This is a genomic window from Bacillus sp. BHET2 (assembly GCF_005938125.1).
Classification (GTDB): domain Bacteria; phylum Bacillota; class Bacilli; order Bacillales; family Bacillaceae_B; genus Rossellomorea.
Genome location: NZ_VCQN01000003.1, coordinates 269179 through 288638, shown reverse-complemented (window position 1 = coordinate 288638; position 19460 = coordinate 269179). Strand labels below are relative to the sequence as shown.

Genomic DNA, 19460 nt, shown 5'->3' with positions numbered 1-19460 from the left:
GATTATATAGAGATTTGATGGGGGTGTCAATTGTATTTTATTCTCCGAATCTTACAGGCGTGATCTCGAGCTGATCATAGTCTGCTTCATGGATCATATAATAAAAACGCGCATGTTTGGAGATTTCAAGATCTCTTGAAGGTCCGTCCCCGAAAACCTTCATCTTTTCAATACTCGGATCAATGGCTTTCCCATACAAGATCGGAATCTTTACCCCGCTCTCGGTTTCAAGCACAAATCCTGCTGTGGAGTAACTCATTTCCCCATCACTTTCAAATCCAAAATAGGGATTCGATCGATACCAGCTATATCCTTTTGTGCTCTTGGATATACTCGCAACACCTAAACTTCCTGCATAATCATAGAATACAATCGTTTCCCCTTGATACTCTTCCATCGAAAGTTGTTTGAGGGGACTACCGCTTTCAGAAGTTCGTATCCCATGATCAACGGCCTCTTCCTTCGTCTCGAACCATTCCCTTGAGTCTTGACTGCTGCAGGCAAATAAAGAAAAGATACAAAGAATAATGAGAAAAGCACTTCTCTTCATTACGATGTCCCCCTTCTACCTAAATCCCATAAAACCTCTCCACTTCCCGACTAAAAAAATCATTCCCATTCCTTGCATCGAAATCCTCGGCAATTTCCTCTGCAATCTCACTCATCACGTCAACCGCAAATCCCGGACGATGACCAGCTTCCACAAGCTTACTGTGAAGCACGATTGCACTCATATAAAAATAGAACATCCCATAAGGGTCTTTAGCACTATCAGCATACTCAATATGCCGCTCCAACACCTTGATTCCCCTGACCGGTTCCGTCAATGCGAGGAAACGGATATGTTCAGATGCCTCCACTAAGAAGTGTGGCTTATCATAAATGAAAAAGTATCCCTCTGATTGGTACCGTTCAGCTTCCTCGATCCGTCCATCTTCATAATAGGGAAGGAGCAGCTTACTATAGGTTAGATGGGGAATTTCACCGCATGTCACTTCTTTCGTTAATAGCAGCTTTTCGATGGGTGCGGCTTTCTCTTTCTCTCCCGTAATATAGAAATACTCCAGCTGTGTCTGATACTCACATGCTTCACAGTCCGCAAGTGCATCCCTTTCAGCCTCTATCCATTTTTGGTAATAAATTTCTGCATATTCCAGGTTCCCTGTTTTCAATGCCATTTTATGCTGGTGCTGATAATAGGGACGGAGGCTATAGCCATATCGGTCATATGCATCTTTAAAGTCATTGAAAAAGGAATCTATCATTTCCATACTGATCACGGGCATTTTCACCATATGCTCTGCCATCCATTTATAGATCCAGAAGAAGCTTTCAACCCACTCCTGCAAATTCTCTTCATTATCTAAAAAAAAGCCGTTGCACCACTCAAAATGATCAAATAACTCTTCATATTCACCAAGGTAGTTGACCGTTCTCATAATCCCGAAACGGCAGCAGAATTCTTTGTAGAGATCCCCTTCTTTTTGCGCTATGAACAATAGATCTTCCAAACCGTTCCACTTTTCAAAACTTGCTTCCTCCTGGTTCATCAACTCTTCCCATTGATCCCAGTACTGATCCATTGTCATCTTCATCTGCGAACCCCCCTTTATGAGCTCTTTTTATTTATTATAACATTCAGAATACTGTTTTTCCCAATTTTTATTCATCGAACATATACACAAAACCACCGTGATCGCGAGCATAACCATCGACCCTGATGCCACTATGAAACGGATCGATATCACTTCTGCCACCACTCCAATGAGCACCGTCGAAAGAATGACCAGTACTCCCTCCAAGAGTCCATATATACTGGCTACACGCCCCATTATTTCAACGGGAATATGTTCTTGATAGAAGGTTTCAAATCCTGTCGTCGCAAATGCTAATGCGAAGGATAATAGAGCAAACCCGATCGCTGCGACGGAGAAACCTGATGAATAAGAATAGAGGATATACCCAAGAGAAACGATCAAAGAACCAACTCCCATTAGGTGCATATGATGGAGTTTGTGGGAAAGGGCCGTATTCAAAATCGAGCCCAGTACAAACCCTCCTCCTGCAATACTCACAAGGTATCCGTACGTACTATTCGAGAGATGAAGCACCTCTTTTGAAAAAGCGGCTTCCAGGGAATCGATTGCAGCCGTCATCACTAACATGCAGATGAACAAAACGTACAAGGTCATCACATAGGTAGAGCGCCTGCTAAAGATCCGCACCACTTGCCAGTCCCCCTTGATGATCTCCCATTTGGTATCAAATGCTCTAACGGAAGCCTTATTTTCAATCTTAGGTAAAAAGAGCGTGATCACCCCTGATAGAAGCAGAGCGAGAGCATTCATGTATAAGGCAAAGGTCGGGGTCCCCATCATAAACATCAGTCCCGCCACTCCTGGTCCGATGAGAAATGCACCTGATCCAATCAATCCCCGCATCGCATTGAAACGCTGTCTGTTCTCTTTCGGAATGAATGCCGTGATATAGCTCATGGAAGCCGGATAAAAAATGGCGCTACCCATATTGATGACCAACACCACCACATACATCCACCAACCTGACGACAGAAAAGGTAATACCCCAATCAATACGGCCCTGGAAAAATCGAGAGCAGCCATCAGATTTCGCTTATCGACCCGGTCAATCACACTCCCCGCCCAGGCATTCGTCAACAGGGCAGCAACTGGCTTCATTACATATAACATCACCACCGCAAGCGGCGATCTCCATTCATCCAGCACAATCAAATTGAGGGCGATTAAATAAATCCATCCTCCTATATTCGAAATCCCGATTCCTGATAGCAATAATAAAGGATACTTCCACTTACTCATTCGTTCTTCCTCCCCGCGATTTCATTTGAGAAACAAAAAAATCCCACCCCCAAGACGTTGGTCTTGGGGGCGAGATTCGATATCGCGGTGCCACCCCAGTTCGTTAGTATGTCGCCATACTAACCTTTTCAGGTACGGCCAATAGGCTTATACCCTAGCTCGCTAACGGGAGCTCCCGTCACACCATCCCCAACCGGTTCCGGTGTACTGCTCAGAGTCTTGGTTCAATACCTTCCTTCTTGCCCCTTTTCAGCTACCGGAGCTCTCTGGTAAAGAAATCTGGATATTTACTCTTCTCTTCATGGCATTTTAGTTGAAATTTTTATTATGGTAACACGGTTAAGTTTGAAAGTAAACATAAAATTCAGATAATCAGTTTCTGTTTAATCAAATCTTCATAATCGGACTTTCGTTTGATGATGCTCATGATAAGTTCACGGAGTTCATCGAGTTCCCTGCCATCTGCTGTTGTATTGCAATCCACAAACCGGTACTCATAGGTATCCCGGTTCATTCTGATTTTCATCACAAAGTTCTGACTCGGTTGAATAGAACATTTTTCCCCATTTGAAAGATGTTTATCTTCTTTGAAATTCATGGTCTCCAATTTTGTGTAAATCTCGTTCATTTCCTCCTTTGAGAAATTTAACTCCCTTTTCTCCCCTTCCTCACTTATAATTGCGTCCGAAAAGGTGCTGATGGTCATCCCTCCGTCGTAACGGATCTCCACATCAAAATTAGACTTATTTGTAAAGAAACCACTCAGCTTCTCGTTCCCAAGAAATCCCCATTGCTCCCCCTTCACAACTGCAAACACAAATACGAAGAGGAGTATGATCATAAAACTGATCAGCGGTGCGTACCACCTGCGGCGATACTCCCTTTTCGGTTTCTCATCGGCTACTCTATTCCTGACCGTATCCTTCATTCTGTTGTTAAAATCGAATCCTTGTAATCCTTCATCGGTCATTTTCCTAATCTGTCGCTGAAGCTCCCTATCCATCGTGATGCACCCCTTTTGGATACATTTTTTGTAGTTTCTCTTTCCCTGTTTTCAATCTCGTTTTAGCCGTGTTGATGTTGATATCCAAACAATCGGAAATCTCCGAGATTTTCAGTTCTTCATAATAATACAGAAAGAGGATTTCCCTGTATTTGATGGGCAGTGACAATAAATTCTTATGCAGCTCCCTGCCCGTTTCCTTATGTATGATTTCAGTTTCCGGTCCATCATTCTTTCCCGGATGGATGATGTCATGTAGTTTATTCGTAAAAGTAAGCTTCCTCGTTTCCCACTTCTTGAGATGATCTTTGCTCTGATTGATCGCAATCCGAATGATCCAGGTCTTCAAAGAGGATTCATTTCGAAATGATTCATATCGCTGATAAAACCTGACAAACACTTCTTGGGCTATATCTTCTGCTACACTGTAATCCTTCACATAGGAATAGGCGATATATAACACTTCTTTCCCATATTGACTCATCGCTTCTTCCAGAATGTCGTCCTTCGAAAGAGTGATATCATATGCCTGGTCGTCATTCAAAGGATGATCACCTCTTTTCTAATACTTTGACGATTGTCGAGGGGAAAAGGTTTGATTTTTTTTCGGGAGTGGATTTTGATTGGGGGTTGGGGTGGGGCCAGATGTTAGATTTATCAACCGTTATGGAGATTTATAGACCGACATGGGATTATATCTACCGCCATAGGGATTTATCTACCGCCATAGGATTATATCGACCGTTATAGAGATTTATCGACCGCTCATCAAAAGACGACACTTTCCACAGGCCAATTCGGACTTGGTGCCAGCCCGATAAAGTTTATCTGTCATTCTGAAGATTTACGTGCCATTTTCAATTTTTATCTGCCGTTTTTTCATTTCATCTGCCATATTCACAATATATCTGCCATTCCGCAAATAACGACAAATTTCGCGCACACACAAAACCGTCCTTGATTCAATCCACAAAAAAAGAGCACTCTCCATACCGAGCGCTCCACTTTCTTTAGCTTCCCATCTTACGACGAGTATTGCTAGGCTTCTTCGTTTGTTGACTTTGCATGCGTTGGTTAGAGGCAACTCCGCCTGTTGATTGTTTACCGCCTGATTGAGCTTCTTTCTTCTTGGCAAGCTGTTGTTTCATTGCTTCTTGAAGGCTAATTTTTTTCTTTTCTGGCTGTATTTGTTGATCATTATTCGACATAATGGGATCTCCTTTTGAGATTGCAAAATTTTTGAAACTACTCTTATTATAATACAACATTCCAGATAAAACATCTGCGTTCCTCAAATAAAAAAGCCAACCCATAATGGATTGGCGATTGTTTTTAGTGGTACCCATTTTGTCCGTTTGCTGAACCGGATGTTTTTTGTGTCGGTTTGTGCTTACCGTTTTGCTTGGTACCGCCGTCTTTTTTTGTTTTCTTTGTCATGCTGAATCACTCCTAAATATTAGTCGCTATCAAGAAAACCTGGTTTGTGAACCACTCTTATTTTGTGCAAAAAGAGAAAAGAGTTTCCCGGTAATTACCGGAAAACTCTCCATTTATGCTGCTGGCTGTGATACCTCTTCGTCGACTTGAATGACGGTCCCATCGTTTAAGCGCTTTCTTAACGTATAGATAAAAGCCAGTATAGCTGCAATGGTTACGACTGCTGCGCCAAAATATGCCGTGCCCATTGAAAGTCCGAATCCAATTGGAGCGCTCAGGATATACGTGAACGTCACCATGGTCATGAAGATGGCAGGAATCGTTGCGACCCAATGTGGTTTCTTTTGCAGTCCAAGATACATAGCACCTACCCAAAGAGCAATCATTGCGGTTGATTGGTTTGCCCAAGAGAAGTATCTCCATAATAGATTAAAGTCCATACGTGTCAACACGACTGAAATGACAAACAGTGGAATGGCGATCCAAAGACGGCTGGAGATTTTCACTTGACCTACTTTGATGTAGTCAGCAATGATCATACGTGCACTTCGGAATGATGTATCGCCAGATGTGATTGGAAGAATGATAACACCAAGGATCGCAAGTGTTCCACCAATCGATCCAAGCATCAGAACCGATACTTCACTTACGACTGCTGCTGGTCCACCTTCTTTTAAGATGGCATTCAGTTCACCTGGTTCAAACAGGCTCATCGCTGCTGCCGCCCAGATCATTGCAATGATGGCTTCTAAAATCATCATACCGTAGAAGATTTTACGTCCATTCTTTTCGTTTTGAGTCGTTCTTGAGATAATCGGTGATTGTGTTGCATGGAACCCTGACAGTGCCCCACATGAAATCGTCAAGAATAATAGAGGAAAGATCGCCACTGAGTCAGGGTGCATATTCGTTAATGAAATCTCAGGAATATCTGCACCTGTAATCACTAATCCTGCTCCGATTCCTACTGCACTGATTAATAGCAATGCTCCGAAAAGCGGATATACTTTACCGATAATTTTATCAATCGGTAAAAGAGTTGCGACAATGTAGTAAATAAAAATCGCTGCAATGATCACGCCTAATGAAATCCAGGCTGGTGATAAATTTGCGATCAAGGCTGCTGGTGCTGTCACAAATACCGTTCCTACTAGTACTAGTAAAAGAATCGAGAATGCGTTCACCACATGCTTCATCGTCTTACCAAGGAATCTTCCTGCAAGCTCCGGTAAATGAGCTCCTCCGTTTCGGATCGAAATCATTCCCGTTAAGTAATCATGTACTGCACCGGCAAAAATCGCACCGAGTACGATCCAAAGAAAAGCAACCGGTCCGTACAACGCCCCCATGATCGGACCGAATATAGGTCCTACACCGGCGATATTCAATAGTTGGATCAAGGAGTTCCGTTTCGTGTCCATAGGCACGTAATCCACTCCATCAGCCTTTGCATACGCAGGCGTCGAACGTTTTTCATTAACACCAAAAATCTTTTCTATAAATTTTCCATATGTGAAATACCCAATAATTAAGACAACAATTGCGACTAGAAATGTGACCATGTATATGATCCCCTTTCGTTCAGTTATGAATACGCTTTCATTATAGCAATCCTATTCACCGTTTCGTCACATTTTGTTTAAGATGTCGTAAATCTGGGTTGAGATGTAATAAGTGGTGATTGACGTGCAGGGGGAAAGGTCGATGTCAGGTACAAAAGGCAGTGCTGGTGCCTGGCACTGAAAGGCCGATTGGTACCTGGCACCCATTCAGCATTGAGTACCTGGCACACAAACCAAAAAATGTACCAGGTACAAATCTGACTCTTCGTACCTGGTACATTCTACAGCTCCAACCGCTCACGCAGTTCCTTCACATAATTCCTGCTCACAGGAATCGCTTCATCCGCGCCATGGACCTTCAATTGATACACGCCGCTTCCCCACGGGATCAGTTCTTCTACAAATGGAAGCTGCACAAGATAGCTTTTGTGAACGCGGAAGAACGGATACGTACTTAGTTTCGTTTCCAAATCCTTTATTGGCAACCGGCACGTGTACTTCTTTTTTTCCGTGCAGATAAAGGTTTCCCGCTCTTCCCGGTAAATATATTGAATCTCTTTAGGGCTGATAAAAACAATCTTATCTTCATCCTGTACTGCTAGCTTTCCTATAGAAGAGGACTGCACCTTGTCTTCCACCTTCAACACATTCTTCAACCGCTCCATCGTTTGGGCTAGCTGGCCTTCCTCAAATGGCTTCAATAAGTAATCCACAGCTTCCACTCTAAAGGCTTTAAGGGCATAATCAGGATACGCCGTAGCGAAGACGACCTCAGGCTTCCGTTTCATTTTCTGAAGGGCTTCAGCCAAATCGACACCGCTCATCCCCGGCATTTCAATATCCAGAAATAAGACGTCTGGTTCGCTCGTTAAAATGAGCTCCAATCCTTTTTCCGCTGAGCTTGCTTCTCCCACAACCTCCACCCAAGAGTAACCACTTAAGAGGTGCTTCATCTCCTCGCGGCTATAAGGTTCATCATCTATAATGGCGACTTTCAATCTTTCTCACTCCTTATGGTAAATTTCACTGTGGTTCCGCTTCCTGTTGATGATGAGATCGACAGCCCGGCTTCTTTCCCCATCATCATTTCCAATCTCTTATTTACATTGTATAGTCCGATTCCCGTACCAGAGTGTGATTCTACAGGTGCATTCAGAAGATTCTCTATTCTGCTCTCAGGGATTCCAGATCCGTTGTCCTCCACACAAACGGTCACTTCATGATCAATTCTCCCAATTGAAATCCTCAACACAAACCCCTCCTCTACATTCTTCATCCCATGCTTAATCGCATTTTCAACAAGAGGCTGAAGAGTAATGGCAGGAACTTTGGCCTGTAACGCTACTTCTTCAATCTGATACACCACTTTCAGCCGGTCAAAAAAACGGGCTTCTTCAATGGCTAGATATGATTTTACATGCTGACATTCTTCCTTAAGTGTAGAGGTGGATTTCGTACTCCCCGTAAGATTTTGGCGGACGAACTGGGAAAGGGAGATCAGCAGGGTCCTTGCCTTATCCGGATTAATCCTTGTAAGAGACACAATGACGTTGATAGTATTGAACAGAAAATGGGGATTAATTTGGGCTTGAAGTGCTTTCACTTCCGACTCTTTTGCAAGTTCTTTATGGGTATCAATTTCCGCCAGTTCCAGTTGATGACTGAGGAGGGTGGCAATCCCCTTTGTTAGCTCCATCAGGATCGGGGAGATTTCTTTTTCTGAGTGAAAATAGAATTTCAGTGTGCCGACTATTTCATCGCCTTTTAAAAGAGGGGCCATAATGGCAGCACCCAAAGGGCACCCGCTTCGGTCGCATTGAATATCCTCTCTCCCTACTTTCATCAGTTCACCTGTTCCGATCACTTTCTTCGTCGCTTCGGTTTGAATCGGGCGTCCTTCGTGATGGTGATCCGAAGCCAGTCCCACATGAGCAAGAATATGGGAAGTATTCGTAATCGATACCGCCAATGCGTTGACATCTCTCATCAGAATTTCACATGTAGCCTGGGCAGAAGAGACATTCAGCCCTTTACGCATATATTTAACCGTACTATCAGCCAGCCTCAAAGCTTTCTGGGATTGTGCTGCGCCCATCCGCTCTTCTTCATAGAAAACACTCTTAATAATGAGGAGGAATATACCAGTCCCGATACCATTTGCAAGAATCATCGGCCAGCCGATATCTGAAACGAGTAAGTATGCCTCGTCGTATGGTTTGGATAACAGAAGAATAAGGAGCATCTGCATACCTTCCGCGATAAAACCTACCAAAAATGCTTTTTGGGGAGAAACAAGCCTGTTCTTTTTTTCACGCTTCCCGACCCAACCTGCAAGTAATCCTGCTAACACAGTGGAGATCCCGCATGAGAAGGCTGTGAATCCACCAAGAAAATATCGGTGAATCCCGGCCACCAAGCCAGCACCAAGCCCTATCCACGGTCCTCCCAGTAAACCGGCGACCACTACGCCGATCACCCTGGAGTTGGCGATCGCTTCATTTTGCTGAAGATGCCACTGCCACTTCGTATATTCTTCCTGAAACGGATTCACAATCAATCCTGTATATGTACCAACAATCCCAAAAAAACCAAACAACAAAATAAGAAGCAGGGTCTGGCTCTTTTTCACATGGGTCCGCTTCTCGATCAAATGACGGAAGAAGCTGATCCTCGTCATGACAAAGGCAATCGTCACGATGATGCCAAGCCGTTCGACCATCGCCGCTATCAACATATGCTCCACCTCGATTTCTTTAATGCATAAAAAAAGAAGACCTATTAAACGAGTTGTTTAATAGAATCTTCCCCTTGTTTACCTACTACTATGTCCAAGGATCGATTTCCTCTTATTTTAACACGAATCCTTGTCCTTAATCGTCACTAAAGCGTTGATTTCCCCACCGATCATGATGATGATTCCAGTTAGATAAAACCAGATCATGAGTACGATGATTCCTCCGATGCTTCCATAGGTGGCTGAATAATTCCCAAAGCTTCCAACATAAAACGAAAAAGCCAAGGAAACAAGAACCCAGCCAAGGGTCGCAAAGATCGCTCCCGGAAACGCGCTTAGGCATTTGATTCGCTTACTTGGAGCGAAGTAATACAAGCCTACAAACACAATAAAGAGGATGATTGGACTGATTGCCCAGCGTACGGCATTCCATATCGATAGAAATTGCTCGGAAAACCCGAATTGTGAGAATAATAATACTCCGATTTGCTTGCCGAATACTGGAAGTAAAAGAGCTACCACAAACACTAAAATCATTCCCAAGGTAAGCAAGATCGATATGAAGCGTGTCACGATAAATGACCTGGACTCCCCCACATCATATGCCCTGTTCAAGCTTTTCACAATTGCATTCATCCCATTGGACGCAGACCATATGGTAGCGATGATACTGACCGATAGCAAACTGGAATTACGATTAGACATGACGTCTTGAAGAGTCTCCTCTATCATCGTCATCGTCTCACCTGGTGCGAAATCCCTGACGACCCCAAGCAAATCTGACTGCTCTACCGGCAAATAGGGCAACAGCGTGACAGTGAAAATCAGTAGTGGAAAGAGAGATAAAAGAAAGTAATAGGCAATTTGCGCAGCAAGACCCGTTACATCATTCGCACTAATATTTGAGAAAAGACTTTTCGAAAATCCTTTCCATCCTCCTTTGAACGTCTCATCCGACATCTTCTCACCTCGTTTGATTAATATCCCTTGAAGGATGAAGCAATCGGTTGATTCTCTTCATCTTGTGTGGATAGTTCATTTGATGTTTCTCGATCTGAAAACGTCTCTTTGTAAGTTTCTGAAGAGTCTTCAAAGGTTTCTTTTGTTTCCTCGATCATTTCCTTCACCTGTGGAGACATTCCTTTAATTTCATCTACTTTTTCGCTGATGAATTGAATATCCCTGCTCACTTGATCGGCCGTCATGCGCAGCTTATCATACACATCCTTCGACGCCTCGACCAAGTTCTGAGGATTTTTTGTATAGGCAGACAGATAGTTCCCGCTGTTCTTTAATGAAGCACCTACTTCTTGACGTGTCTTTTTGTCCAGCAAGGACAGAAGCCCCCCCGCAACAGCACCTAACATGACTCCTTTGAAAAATTTATTGCTTCCCATATGTATTACCCTCCTTCAAATGATTGTCCTTTTTGATTTTATTTACTAATTGGCTGCACCCGGATTCCACTAAATCATACACTTTTTGAAAATTCCCTGTGTAATAAGGATTGGGAACATCCTTCCTATCACTTTCCTCGACCAGATCAAGGAGCTTAAATACCTTCCCGTGATGTTCCGGTTCCAGGATAACCATCACATTTTGTTCGTTTGATGAATCCATGGCTACGATATAATCATACTCCTTATCCTCTCGCTGAAATTGCCGGGCAACGAGGCCATCACTCTCTATATTATTTTCTCTAAGGATGGACAAAGTTCCTTCATGAGGTTTTTTTCCAACATGCCAGTCACCAGTACCTGCTGAGTCCACCTCAATGATATCTTCCAAGTTCTCAGCCTTTATTTTCGTTCTGAAGATTGCTTCTGCCATTGGGGAGCGACAAATATTTCCCAAACATACGAACAAAACAGATATCATCAGCATGCCTCTCCTAACGTTTTAGCTTACCTATTCATTTCCCATTCCATAATAGTGTAAAACATTCTCGAAAAAAATCCTTATCCAATCACCCTGAACGAAGGTGTGTTGACAGGGAGATCAAATCATGGAAAGATAAATGGTATAATAACTGGTACGTCAGAAAGGACGATTTCAATTGAATTTATCTCAAAACACAACCGAGAATATCGAATTCATGGTAACAGCAATTAAAGAAAAATTAAAAATAGTTAACGGCGGTGCAGTAAAGCCTGAAGATTTCGACGAAGCAATGTATGAAGACCTTCATGATCTTTATGTTATGGTCGATCGGAAAGAGCGATTCAGCCCGAGTGAAATGACAGCCATCATTGAAGAAATGGGTAACCTTCGCCGTAAGTAAGCAGCTGGCAGGTTGAGCATTTGAAAAGGGGACATTCCCACAAAGGTACAAAATACCTTGGGGAATGTCCCCTTCCATTTACTTGTCTTATTTCGAAAGGAGCGCTAATGATTCACGGTTAAATGCCGGGATATCATCTGGCGTTCTGCTTGTCACAAGTTGGTTGCCGCATACGACCACCTCTTTGTCCTCATACGTCACACCTGCATATTCCATATCTACTTTAATAGACTTAAAGCCTGTCGCTTTTCGCCCTTCCAATGCTTTTGCCGTGATCAGTAATTGTGGACCATGACAAATCGCGAATACCGGTTTCTTCTCGTCCATGAAATGCTTCGCGAATGCTACGAACCGGTCATCTGCCCGAAGCTGATCCGGCGAGAATCCCCCTGGTAATAAGAGGGCATCAAAGTCTGATGGATTGACGTTATCGATGCTTTCATCAATGTTCACCGTCGCGTCCCCCTGCTTACCTTTGACCGACTTTCCTTTTTCTTTCTCGATTGTCACAACTTCGTGCCCAGCTTCCTTAAACGCTTTTTCAGGATCTGTGAATTCTACGTCTTCAAACATGTCTGTAATTAATGTTGCGATTTTAGCCATAAAATTAAACACTCCTATTTTTCGTTTGTATTTATCACACATATACTTTACCCTCAACACATAAATTAAAACCCTTTTTTATCCATCGTAAATTGAGTAAATACCGTATTCCTCTGTACTTCATATACTTCTTCTCCAACGATGTCATTGATGATTTGAATATTTCGGTCGACGGCTAATCCCAGGTTCGTAGCTCCAGCACCGTGGGAATGTTCAAGATTCGTCACCGTGTAGAAATGATACTCTCGATTGGAGCTCTCTTTAAACTGGAGCTTATAATTTCGGGAAACTTTATATTTCTTCTCGTCTTCCCATACTATTTTATCCTCGAATTCTTCATAGAACCACTGTGGAATATTCGGTTTATATCCTGTTGCCAATATCACCTTCTCACTCTCATACGTGAAGTCACGTTCCTCCTGCCATTGACGGCAATTCAAGACGTAACGATCCCCTTCTTGCTGGATCTTATTCACTTCCGTTAAAGGCTGAATCGTAATATCCGGTGAGCTATCGCTGACTGAATGGTTGTATAGGATGTTGTAAATATTATTGAGGGTATCAGGATCAATTCCATTTCTAAGTTGATCCAGCGTTTTCAGGGTTTCCTTCCGTTTGTCGTATGTAAGCCCGTGGAAATAATCCACATAGTCAGGTGCGAAAAACTCTTGTCCGAGCTTTGACGACTCGAGCTGAAGTATCCCTTCGGAACGGGTTAGCCATGTAAGCTGATACGAATGATTTTCCTGCTCTTTCAATAAATCGTAGAACACCTCGGCTGCACTTTGTCCGGATCCGACAATTGTTATCGAGGATCCTTCCAAGGTCGTGTCTTTATGAAACAGATATTTACTCGTATGGTGAACATCAACATCAGGGAAACCATCCATTCCGTCTACTATCAACGGCTTACTTCCTGTCCCCATCACTACATGCTTGGAGTAATAAACCTCACGCTCGTCGGTCAACCGGTTATCGATGACAACCTTATAACCGTCTCCTTCATCCGTTACCCCAATAACTTCACTATGAAATTGGCACGAACTGAGCTGACTCACCACCCAGCGGGCATAGTCATTGTACTCCTGCCTTGGCATTTCGAATTTTTGAAAGAAGAAAAATTTATATAAACGATTATGGGTATGTAAATAATTCAAATAACTATACCGGCTCTGAGGATTCGCAAACGTCACCAAGTCGGCGATGAACGGAACCTGCAAATCGGTCAGATTAATCAACATTCCTGGATGCCACTGAAACTCCGGGGTCTGATCGAAAAATTTCACCTTCAGATCCGTCTTCTCCTCCATCAGGGCCGCTAAACTTAAATTGTATGGACCGATTCCAATCCCGATACAATCATACATATCTTGTCTACTCAAATAGCTCTCCTCCATCTTCATGATCATCTTTTTATTTTTACCCTAAAACGCTGGACGTTTACCCTATTTAGTGAAAATAATTGTGACGGATGTGTTGTGGAGATATATATTTTGGTTGAATTTTGTTGCCTGTTTTGTTGCCTGTTGAATCGAGCCAAATTTTTAACAGGTGAATTTCAAACGGAATTTGACTGTTAAAATGACTATCTATAGGGGATGCCTCCGGGAAGTAAGAAATACGTATGTATTCGGAGCTAATAAGGGCTGCGAATCTTTTTATTATCGAGTTTTTGATTATTTTATCGACTTTCCCTCATATATTATCGACTTTCCAATTATATTATCGACTTCACTGCTTTTATTATCGACTTTCCAGATATATTATCGACTATTAAAACAGTGGTACGAACCGTCATATCAAAAATGCCACAAACACAACCACAAACCACTCGGTCAAACAAAAAAACGATCCTCACCTAGAGGATCAGTTTTTCCTGAAAACCATTACGTACCATCCTCCCTCTTTTACAATCGGTTCGAGGGACTCTACTTTGAAATTCGTTTTCCCCGCCAATGTCTCCATTTCCTTTTGGGAAGGAATTGGGTAAAGGTTCTCGAATGTCATGAAGAAGCTGTTGAAGGCACTTGAGAATTGCTTTCCGTGCTTTGATTTCTGCATCGGGGTTAGGACAAAGAAGAGCCCTTCCGGTTCAAGCCATGCGGATGCCTTTTTGAAGAATTGCAGGCGTTCCGATGGATCTATATAGTGAAAAAGATTGTTGGCCATAATCATATCGAATTGTTTTTCAGGCTCATATTCATGAAGATCCTTACAAAGTACTTCAATATTCTCGAAGCCTTGAAGTGATTCTGCTGCAGATTTTGCCACCGCCTCATGAATTTCGATTCCTACCATGCGCTTTTTAGGATAACGCTCTCCTATTCTTTTAACATATCCACCTTCACCACACCCTAAGTCCAGGATTGAATCAACGTTATATTTTTTGATCACCTTCTCGACTTTTGGGAAAGCAAATCGTTCCAGTAGAATCGACGTTTTCGCTACCGTCGAACCATGGACATCCGAATTGAAGTGCTGTTTGGTTTGATTACGCAGTAATTGAGGATATGATAACAGGGCGGGAATGTGGAGCTCCATCATTTCTTTTAACAGGATGCCTGATGAGTGGGGATCTTTTTTTGATGTCGGCAACTTCCACCTGTTTCTCGTTGTGACTTTTTCATCCTCTACCCGTTTCAGGTGCTTGATGGTTATGCCGACCTCCACCCACTGTTCAAGCAAATCCATTTCGATGTCTCTCGCTAATGCCACTTCCTGAATGGATGCAGGCTTTGTGAAGCTTTCAAACAAATCCATTTCATACCCTACATAAGCATGCCAGCTGTATAGAAAAGGGACATTTTTTTTCATCCATGTCCTAGCCCTCCATACTTTCACTATTTCTCCTATCATTGTAGTGCCTCCTTTCGTTTCCAAGGATAATCCTGGTGTTCCGTAAAGGTGGTAGTCCATTTTTCCTCGTCCGTTAACGGCTCATTCCTGATCGGAAGCATGCCTCCTTGAATCATCCGATCATATAGGGTTTCCCTCCACATACCGAGACCGGAAATATTCAGCATCTGCTTGAAATGGGAAATGGAATCCTTCTCCATCCGCTGCAGACTCTTATTTCGAAGCCATCCTACCGGTCGGTATGGATACGAATATACAAGCGCCGATAAATGACTGAGGTGCATTTGATGGGCGACTCTTCTTTTTCTGACTTTTGGATACCACTCCAAATTGACTGGATCTAATTTTCTCTGCGCATACATATCACATAATAATTCACCAAGAATACTTCCATCTTGTATCGCCATATTCATGCCTTCCCCTGCCATGGGGTGAACGGTATGAACAGCATCACCGATAAGGGCAAGGTGATCCAACACATATGTTTCTGCATGATATTTCACCGGCACCATCAGCTGGATTTTCTTCCAGTCTTTTATTTGGTTCACATATCCATCCAGGTCGGGGCACATTTGTATATAGAGCTTATGAAACTCTGAAATTGGCTTTTTCCGAAGCGTTTTGTATTCCCCGGCCGGAATGAGATACACGGATCTCACTTCATCATTTGGTAACGGGAATAGGCCTAAGAATGATTGATATGTAGAAATGATCCGCCCCTTTATCAGTTCTTTTGGGCGGGGAAAGGTCACCGTTAAGAAATGATGGTTGTATTTCTTTTCTTTCACATTGACTCCCATATAGTCACGGGTGACCGAGCTTCTCCCTTCAGCACCTATGATAAAGTCACTATAAATCTCTTGTTCTTCCTTTGATTCTCTATCTTCAACGATCACACTATGTCCATCAATTTTCTTGCAGGCTGTATTCGGTCGATAGTGAAAGGTCGGATACTCTTTCCCTTTTTTTCGTAAGATCTCTTTTAACGTTTCATGGTGGATCATTAAAGAAAAGGGATAACGACTGGGAAGAATTGAATAGCTCATCATGGAGTGATCCTCTTCCGATTTAGCGTTCTTCAATTCGATGAGTTCTAAATCGGAAATGATATGTCCGTTTTGGAAAACAGTGTCTAGGACACCTAATGACTCGAATATTTCCAAGCTTTTAGGTTGGAGGAGTTCCCCTTTGTAAACAGAACCTGGTCCTGGCAGACGTTCCACGACTGTTACATCGATATCACATTTAGCCAATTTCAATCCGAGTGTCAGGCCTCCGATTCCTCCACCACTAATCAACACATTGGTCTTCATCTCTCCTCACCTCTTTCCTATTCTTTATCCTTATTCCAAAATGTTGAAACGTGACGATGTGCTCTCACCACGAATAGACAACTTTCTACCAATGAGACAGAATGATAGAATTATGTAGAACATAGATATTTCCCGGAAAATATCTATGTTCCACTCGATACTACCTGTATTCAAACTCAGTTATTGTCGTATCCTCGCCGCCTTGAATTCGACATTACTCTTCATCTACCTACCCTGTACCGATGTGAAGAGTGGTGAAAATCATCAAGACACATTCATGAAGATAATTTGCCATAACCAGAAAAACTCCACGATAAGATTGTCCTCTTATCGTGGAGTTTCTCCTATCTTTTTTCAGCTATAGGCAGGAGGATCGTAACAGTCGTCCCTTCACTGACATTGCTACGAATGGAAAGGGATCCATGGTGCTCTTTAATGATTTTTTGGCAAATCATTAATCCCAGGCCCGTCCCTTTTTCTTTTGTGCTATAGAAGGGTTCTCCTAAATGCTTCATCCGTTCAGGGGGAATCCCGCTTCCGTTATCCTGAATGAATATTTTTGCATGTTCATCTTCTTTCTCCAGTTGAACATTGAGGAGACCTCCGCTCGGCATAGCTTCGAGGGCATTCTTCATCACGTTCAAGATGACCTGTTTCATTTGATGGGAGTCACAATCGATTTCTGCTTCCTCCACCGAAAATCTCACATCGACTCCCTGCTTCAGGCACTCCATCTTAATAAACTCAACGGAGCTTGTGAGAAGTGTCGTCAATGAAGTTAATGAAAACTTGACGGCCCTTGGTTTGGCCAATGCCAGAAACTCATTGGTAATGATCTCGATACGGTCTAATTCTCCTTGGATGACCCCCAGATAGAAATCATCTTCTGCATTTTCTTTCATGAGTTGAAGAAATCCTTTTAAGGTGGTCAACGGGTTTCTGATTTCATGGGCGACACCTGCTGCGAGTTGTCCAATCATGGCAAGCTGTTCTGATTTCTTCAATAAATCTTCATTTCGCTTCTTCTCTGACAAGTCCCGTATGATGGCTGAAATACCGATTAGGCTTCCATTGTCATTTATGATCGGATTCATATTAAAGGCGATTTCAATAGGTGAGGCGTTTTTGCGGTATCGAATGGTTTCATAATCCTTGATCCGCTTACCTGCCTTCACCGTGGATAGGTTTTGCCTGAACTGTCCCACTTGATCTTCCTGATGCAAGAAGGTAATTTCCCTCCCTGTAATTTCATCCTTTGTCCAACCGAACATAGATTCAAATTGTTGATTGACCTTTAATACATTTCCTTCGGGATCTAGCAGGGCAATCCCGTCACCGGCATGTTCGAAATAAGCTTCAAGTAATTCTTTTGCTTCTTTTAGTTCTTCTTCCATCTTCAGTTTTTCTGTGATGTCTTGTCCGAATCCATAAATTCCTATGACCTTATTCTTGACCCGTATCGGTATATTGGTCACCGCTACATGACTCTTGCCGCCTTCCCCGTTTTCAAAGGTGGTCACAAACCTTGAGGCTTCTCCTTGAAGTGCAATTTCAAATTGATCTATGGCTGTCTTCTTACTTCCATCTGCAATGAACTCACTGAAATGGCTTCCGATCATGTGAGGGGAGATATGATTCCACTGATCCTTTACAGCCGGATTGATTTCTTGAATGATCCCCTTTGTATCGACCATATAGATATTGTCAGGACTGTATTTCACAATCGATTTATACTTCTGTTCGCTTTCGATGAGCTTTCGCTGGATATCCTTTACGAGAGAAATATCTGAAATGGAACAGATGATTTCTACCACTCTACCGTTTTGGAGGACGGGTACGATGGAGGCTAAATACTCTAATTCCTTGTACTCATCTTCATACGTCAATTCTTCCCCTGTTTCCCATATACGCTTTAGCTTTGGTTGGATTTTTCCTAAGTGGTGGGAATCGAACACATCCTGGATCGTTTCCCCGATCACTTTTGAAGGGGTCAGGTTCAGCTTTTTCAATAGTTCCCCCGCTGCCATTTCAATGACAAAGTCATTCTGTTTCTTTTTAATCTTGTATGTAATTGTCTTCTGTAGCCGAAGTGTGTTTTCAAGCTCCACTTTTAGTGACATCAGTTCATTTTCATAATTTTTCTTCTCGGTAATGTCGTGAAGGATGATTCCGACGCTGTCAACCGTTCCATCACTCCTATAATTTGCAGGGGAAATCGTGATGTTACAAGTGATTTTCTGATGAGACGGCATGTCAAAGGTAACTTCTTTTCCTGTCGTATTCATTCCCTTCAACCCGTCCTCCACAATAGTGATAAAGGATTGATGCAGGAGTGGCGTCTGGTTATAAAGGGATTCTCCCAGAATGGCATCAGATATCTGGAACAGCTTCTGGAATGAATGATTCATTTCCATCACTCTTCCGTTTTTATCAATGATACATACACATGTCGGGGTGTTGTAAATTAGCGATTCATAGATAGCCGATTGAGAGTGTTGTAAGTTCTCACCGGAAGCAAGGTTTTCTTCAGAACCTTGTGGAACAATCATCACAAGTTCCTTGGAATGATCGATGCTTTTCCTTTTAAAGCGATGGGATTGATGGTTGATGCGAATGGAATAATCCTCTTCTTGCAATATCCTGGTAAGAAGATCTCCTTCTTGAAGGGTAATCCCTTTCCATTCATTGTTTTCTTCTATAATCGAAGGGTTCAATACATCGATTATTGCTGCCGGGGCGGGAATTGACTCAACGTTCAGTGCATGATAGGGGTGCATATCAGCCATAATACCTTCCTTTTTCATAACATTATTTAACACCATTTTACCCTACCT

18 protein-coding genes and 1 other annotated feature are annotated in these 19460 nt (G+C 42.7%); of the genes, 1 reads left to right on the top strand and 17 read right to left on the bottom strand.

Features of this window, described 5'->3' with window-relative positions; genetic code table 11:
- Positions 1 to 37: 37 nt before the first annotated feature.
- The 12 genes from FGG79_RS14025 to FGG79_RS13970 all read right to left on the bottom strand — a co-directional run bounded on the left by FGG79_RS14025 (position 38) and on the right by FGG79_RS13970 (position 11451).
- Positions 38 to 550: a hypothetical protein gene (locus tag FGG79_RS14025; protein WP_138779360.1), complete on the bottom strand. Its 513-nt coding sequence runs from the start codon at positions 548 to 550 to the stop codon at positions 38 to 40.
- Between the two features lie 19 nt (positions 551 to 569).
- Positions 570 to 1595, bottom strand: a complete 1026-nt coding sequence (locus tag FGG79_RS14020; RefSeq protein WP_138779358.1) for a hypothetical protein — start codon at positions 1593 to 1595, stop codon at positions 570 to 572.
- A 27-nt stretch (positions 1596 to 1622) separates the two neighbouring features.
- Positions 1623 to 2837 carry an MFS transporter gene (locus FGG79_RS14015; protein ID WP_138779356.1) on the bottom strand — a complete coding sequence of 405 codons (1215 nt, stop codon included), beginning with the start codon at positions 2835 to 2837 and terminating at the stop codon, positions 1623 to 1625.
- A gap of 62 nt (positions 2838 to 2899) precedes the next feature.
- Positions 2900 to 3149: a binding site (T-box leader), on the bottom strand.
- 52 nt (positions 3150 to 3201) lie between these two features.
- Complete coding sequence (locus FGG79_RS14010) at positions 3202 to 3840, bottom strand: hypothetical protein (RefSeq protein ID WP_138779354.1); 639 nt, start codon at positions 3838 to 3840, stop codon at positions 3202 to 3204.
- On the bottom strand, positions 3833 to 4384 hold the full coding sequence (locus FGG79_RS14005) for a sigma-70 family RNA polymerase sigma factor (protein WP_138779352.1): 552 nt from the start codon (positions 4382 to 4384) through the stop codon (positions 3833 to 3835). Before FGG79_RS14005 ends, FGG79_RS14010 begins: the two co-directional genes overlap by 8 nt.
- A gap of 466 nt (positions 4385 to 4850) precedes the next feature.
- Positions 4851 to 5048, bottom strand: a complete 198-nt coding sequence (locus FGG79_RS14000; protein WP_138779350.1) for a hypothetical protein — start codon at positions 5046 to 5048, stop codon at positions 4851 to 4853.
- Between the two features lie 342 nt (positions 5049 to 5390).
- Positions 5391 to 6839 (bottom strand): carbon starvation CstA family protein, encoded by a 1449-nt coding sequence (locus FGG79_RS13995; RefSeq protein WP_138779348.1) that lies wholly within the window; start codon positions 6837 to 6839, stop codon positions 5391 to 5393.
- 281 nt (positions 6840 to 7120) lie between these two features.
- The gene (locus FGG79_RS13990; RefSeq protein WP_240794285.1) at positions 7121 to 7837 is read right to left on the bottom strand and encodes a LytR/AlgR family response regulator transcription factor; all 717 of its coding nucleotides are present in this window, start codon (positions 7835 to 7837) and stop codon (positions 7121 to 7123) included.
- Entirely contained in the window at positions 7834 to 9573 is a 1740-nt protein-coding gene (locus FGG79_RS13985) for a sensor histidine kinase (RefSeq protein ID WP_138779346.1), read from the bottom strand. The genes FGG79_RS13990 and FGG79_RS13985 overlap by 4 nt, the downstream gene beginning before the upstream one ends.
- A gap of 117 nt (positions 9574 to 9690) precedes the next feature.
- The gene (locus FGG79_RS13980; protein WP_138779344.1) at positions 9691 to 10533 is read right to left on the bottom strand and encodes a YihY/virulence factor BrkB family protein; all 843 of its coding nucleotides are present in this window, start codon (positions 10531 to 10533) and stop codon (positions 9691 to 9693) included.
- Between the two features lie 17 nt (positions 10534 to 10550).
- Positions 10551 to 10970: a YtxH domain-containing protein gene (locus tag FGG79_RS13975; RefSeq protein ID WP_138779342.1), complete on the bottom strand. Its 420-nt coding sequence runs from the start codon at positions 10968 to 10970 to the stop codon at positions 10551 to 10553.
- Entirely contained in the window at positions 10957 to 11451 is a 495-nt protein-coding gene (locus tag FGG79_RS13970; protein WP_138779340.1) for a low molecular weight protein-tyrosine-phosphatase, read from the bottom strand. Before FGG79_RS13970 ends, FGG79_RS13975 begins: the two co-directional genes overlap by 14 nt.
- A 178-nt stretch (positions 11452 to 11629) precedes the next feature.
- On the opposite strand from FGG79_RS13970, the gene FGG79_RS13965 reads away from it, so the two are divergent.
- On the top strand, positions 11630 to 11854 hold the full coding sequence (locus FGG79_RS13965) for a DUF1128 domain-containing protein (protein WP_138779338.1): 225 nt from the start codon (positions 11630 to 11632) through the stop codon (positions 11852 to 11854).
- 87 nt (positions 11855 to 11941) lie between these two features.
- Here FGG79_RS13965 and FGG79_RS13960 read toward each other — a convergent pair whose 3' ends face one another.
- The 5 genes from FGG79_RS13960 to FGG79_RS13940 form a co-directional block, all read right to left on the bottom strand.
- A complete protein-coding gene (locus FGG79_RS13960) occupies positions 11942 to 12457 on the bottom strand; it encodes a type 1 glutamine amidotransferase domain-containing protein (RefSeq protein ID WP_138779336.1) in 516 nt (171 codons plus the stop codon).
- A 65-nt stretch (positions 12458 to 12522) separates the two neighbouring features.
- The gene (locus FGG79_RS13955; RefSeq protein WP_240794284.1) at positions 12523 to 13839 is read right to left on the bottom strand and encodes a lysine N(6)-hydroxylase/L-ornithine N(5)-oxygenase family protein; all 1317 of its coding nucleotides are present in this window, start codon (positions 13837 to 13839) and stop codon (positions 12523 to 12525) included.
- Between the two features lie 484 nt (positions 13840 to 14323).
- Positions 14324 to 15313, bottom strand: a complete 990-nt coding sequence (locus FGG79_RS13950; protein WP_138779334.1) for a class I SAM-dependent methyltransferase — start codon at positions 15311 to 15313, stop codon at positions 14324 to 14326.
- Positions 15310 to 16626 carry an FAD-dependent oxidoreductase gene (locus FGG79_RS13945; protein ID WP_138779332.1) on the bottom strand — a complete coding sequence of 439 codons (1317 nt, stop codon included), beginning with the start codon at positions 16624 to 16626 and terminating at the stop codon, positions 15310 to 15312. Before FGG79_RS13945 ends, FGG79_RS13950 begins: the two co-directional genes overlap by 4 nt.
- Before the next feature lie 344 nt (positions 16627 to 16970).
- A complete protein-coding gene (locus FGG79_RS13940; protein WP_171050932.1) occupies positions 16971 to 19430 on the bottom strand; it encodes a PAS domain S-box protein in 2460 nt (819 codons plus the stop codon).
- Between the last annotated feature and the right edge of the window lie 30 nt (positions 19431 to 19460).

Coding starts and splice junctions, on each gene's coding strand:
- FGG79_RS13945 (WP_138779332.1), bottom strand. CDS start 16,626: ATGAAGACCAATGTGTTGATTAGTGGTGGAGGAATCGGAGGCCTGACA.
- FGG79_RS13940 (WP_171050932.1), bottom strand. CDS start 19,430: ATGAAAAAGGAAGGTATTATGGCTGATATGCACCCCTATCATGCACTG.
- FGG79_RS13960 (WP_138779336.1), bottom strand. CDS start 12,457: ATGGCTAAAATCGCAACATTAATTACAGACATGTTTGAAGACGTAGAA.
- FGG79_RS13985 (WP_138779346.1), bottom strand. CDS start 9,573: ATGTTGATAGCGGCGATGGTCGAACGGCTTGGCATCATCGTGACGATT.
- FGG79_RS14015 (WP_138779356.1), bottom strand. CDS start 2,837: ATGAGTAAGTGGAAGTATCCTTTATTATTGCTATCAGGAATCGGGATT.
- FGG79_RS14025 (WP_138779360.1), bottom strand. CDS start 550: ATGAAGAGAAGTGCTTTTCTCATTATTCTTTGTATCTTTTCTTTATTT.
- FGG79_RS13995 (WP_138779348.1), bottom strand. CDS start 6,839: ATGGTCACATTTCTAGTCGCAATTGTTGTCTTAATTATTGGGTATTTC.
- FGG79_RS13975 (WP_138779342.1), bottom strand. CDS start 10,970: ATGGGAAGCAATAAATTTTTCAAAGGAGTCATGTTAGGTGCTGTTGCG.
- FGG79_RS14010 (WP_138779354.1), bottom strand. CDS start 3,840: ATGGATAGGGAGCTTCAGCGACAGATTAGGAAAATGACCGATGAAGGA.
- FGG79_RS14020 (WP_138779358.1), bottom strand. CDS start 1,595: ATGAAGATGACAATGGATCAGTACTGGGATCAATGGGAAGAGTTGATG.
- FGG79_RS14000 (WP_138779350.1), bottom strand. CDS start 5,048: ATGTCGAATAATGATCAACAAATACAGCCAGAAAAGAAAAAAATTAGC.
- FGG79_RS13980 (WP_138779344.1), bottom strand. CDS start 10,533: ATGTCGGATGAGACGTTCAAAGGAGGATGGAAAGGATTTTCGAAAAGT.
- FGG79_RS13950 (WP_138779334.1), bottom strand. CDS start 15,313: ATGATAGGAGAAATAGTGAAAGTATGGAGGGCTAGGACATGGATGAAA.
- FGG79_RS13970 (WP_138779340.1), bottom strand. CDS start 11,451: ATGATATCTGTTTTGTTCGTATGTTTGGGAAATATTTGTCGCTCCCCA.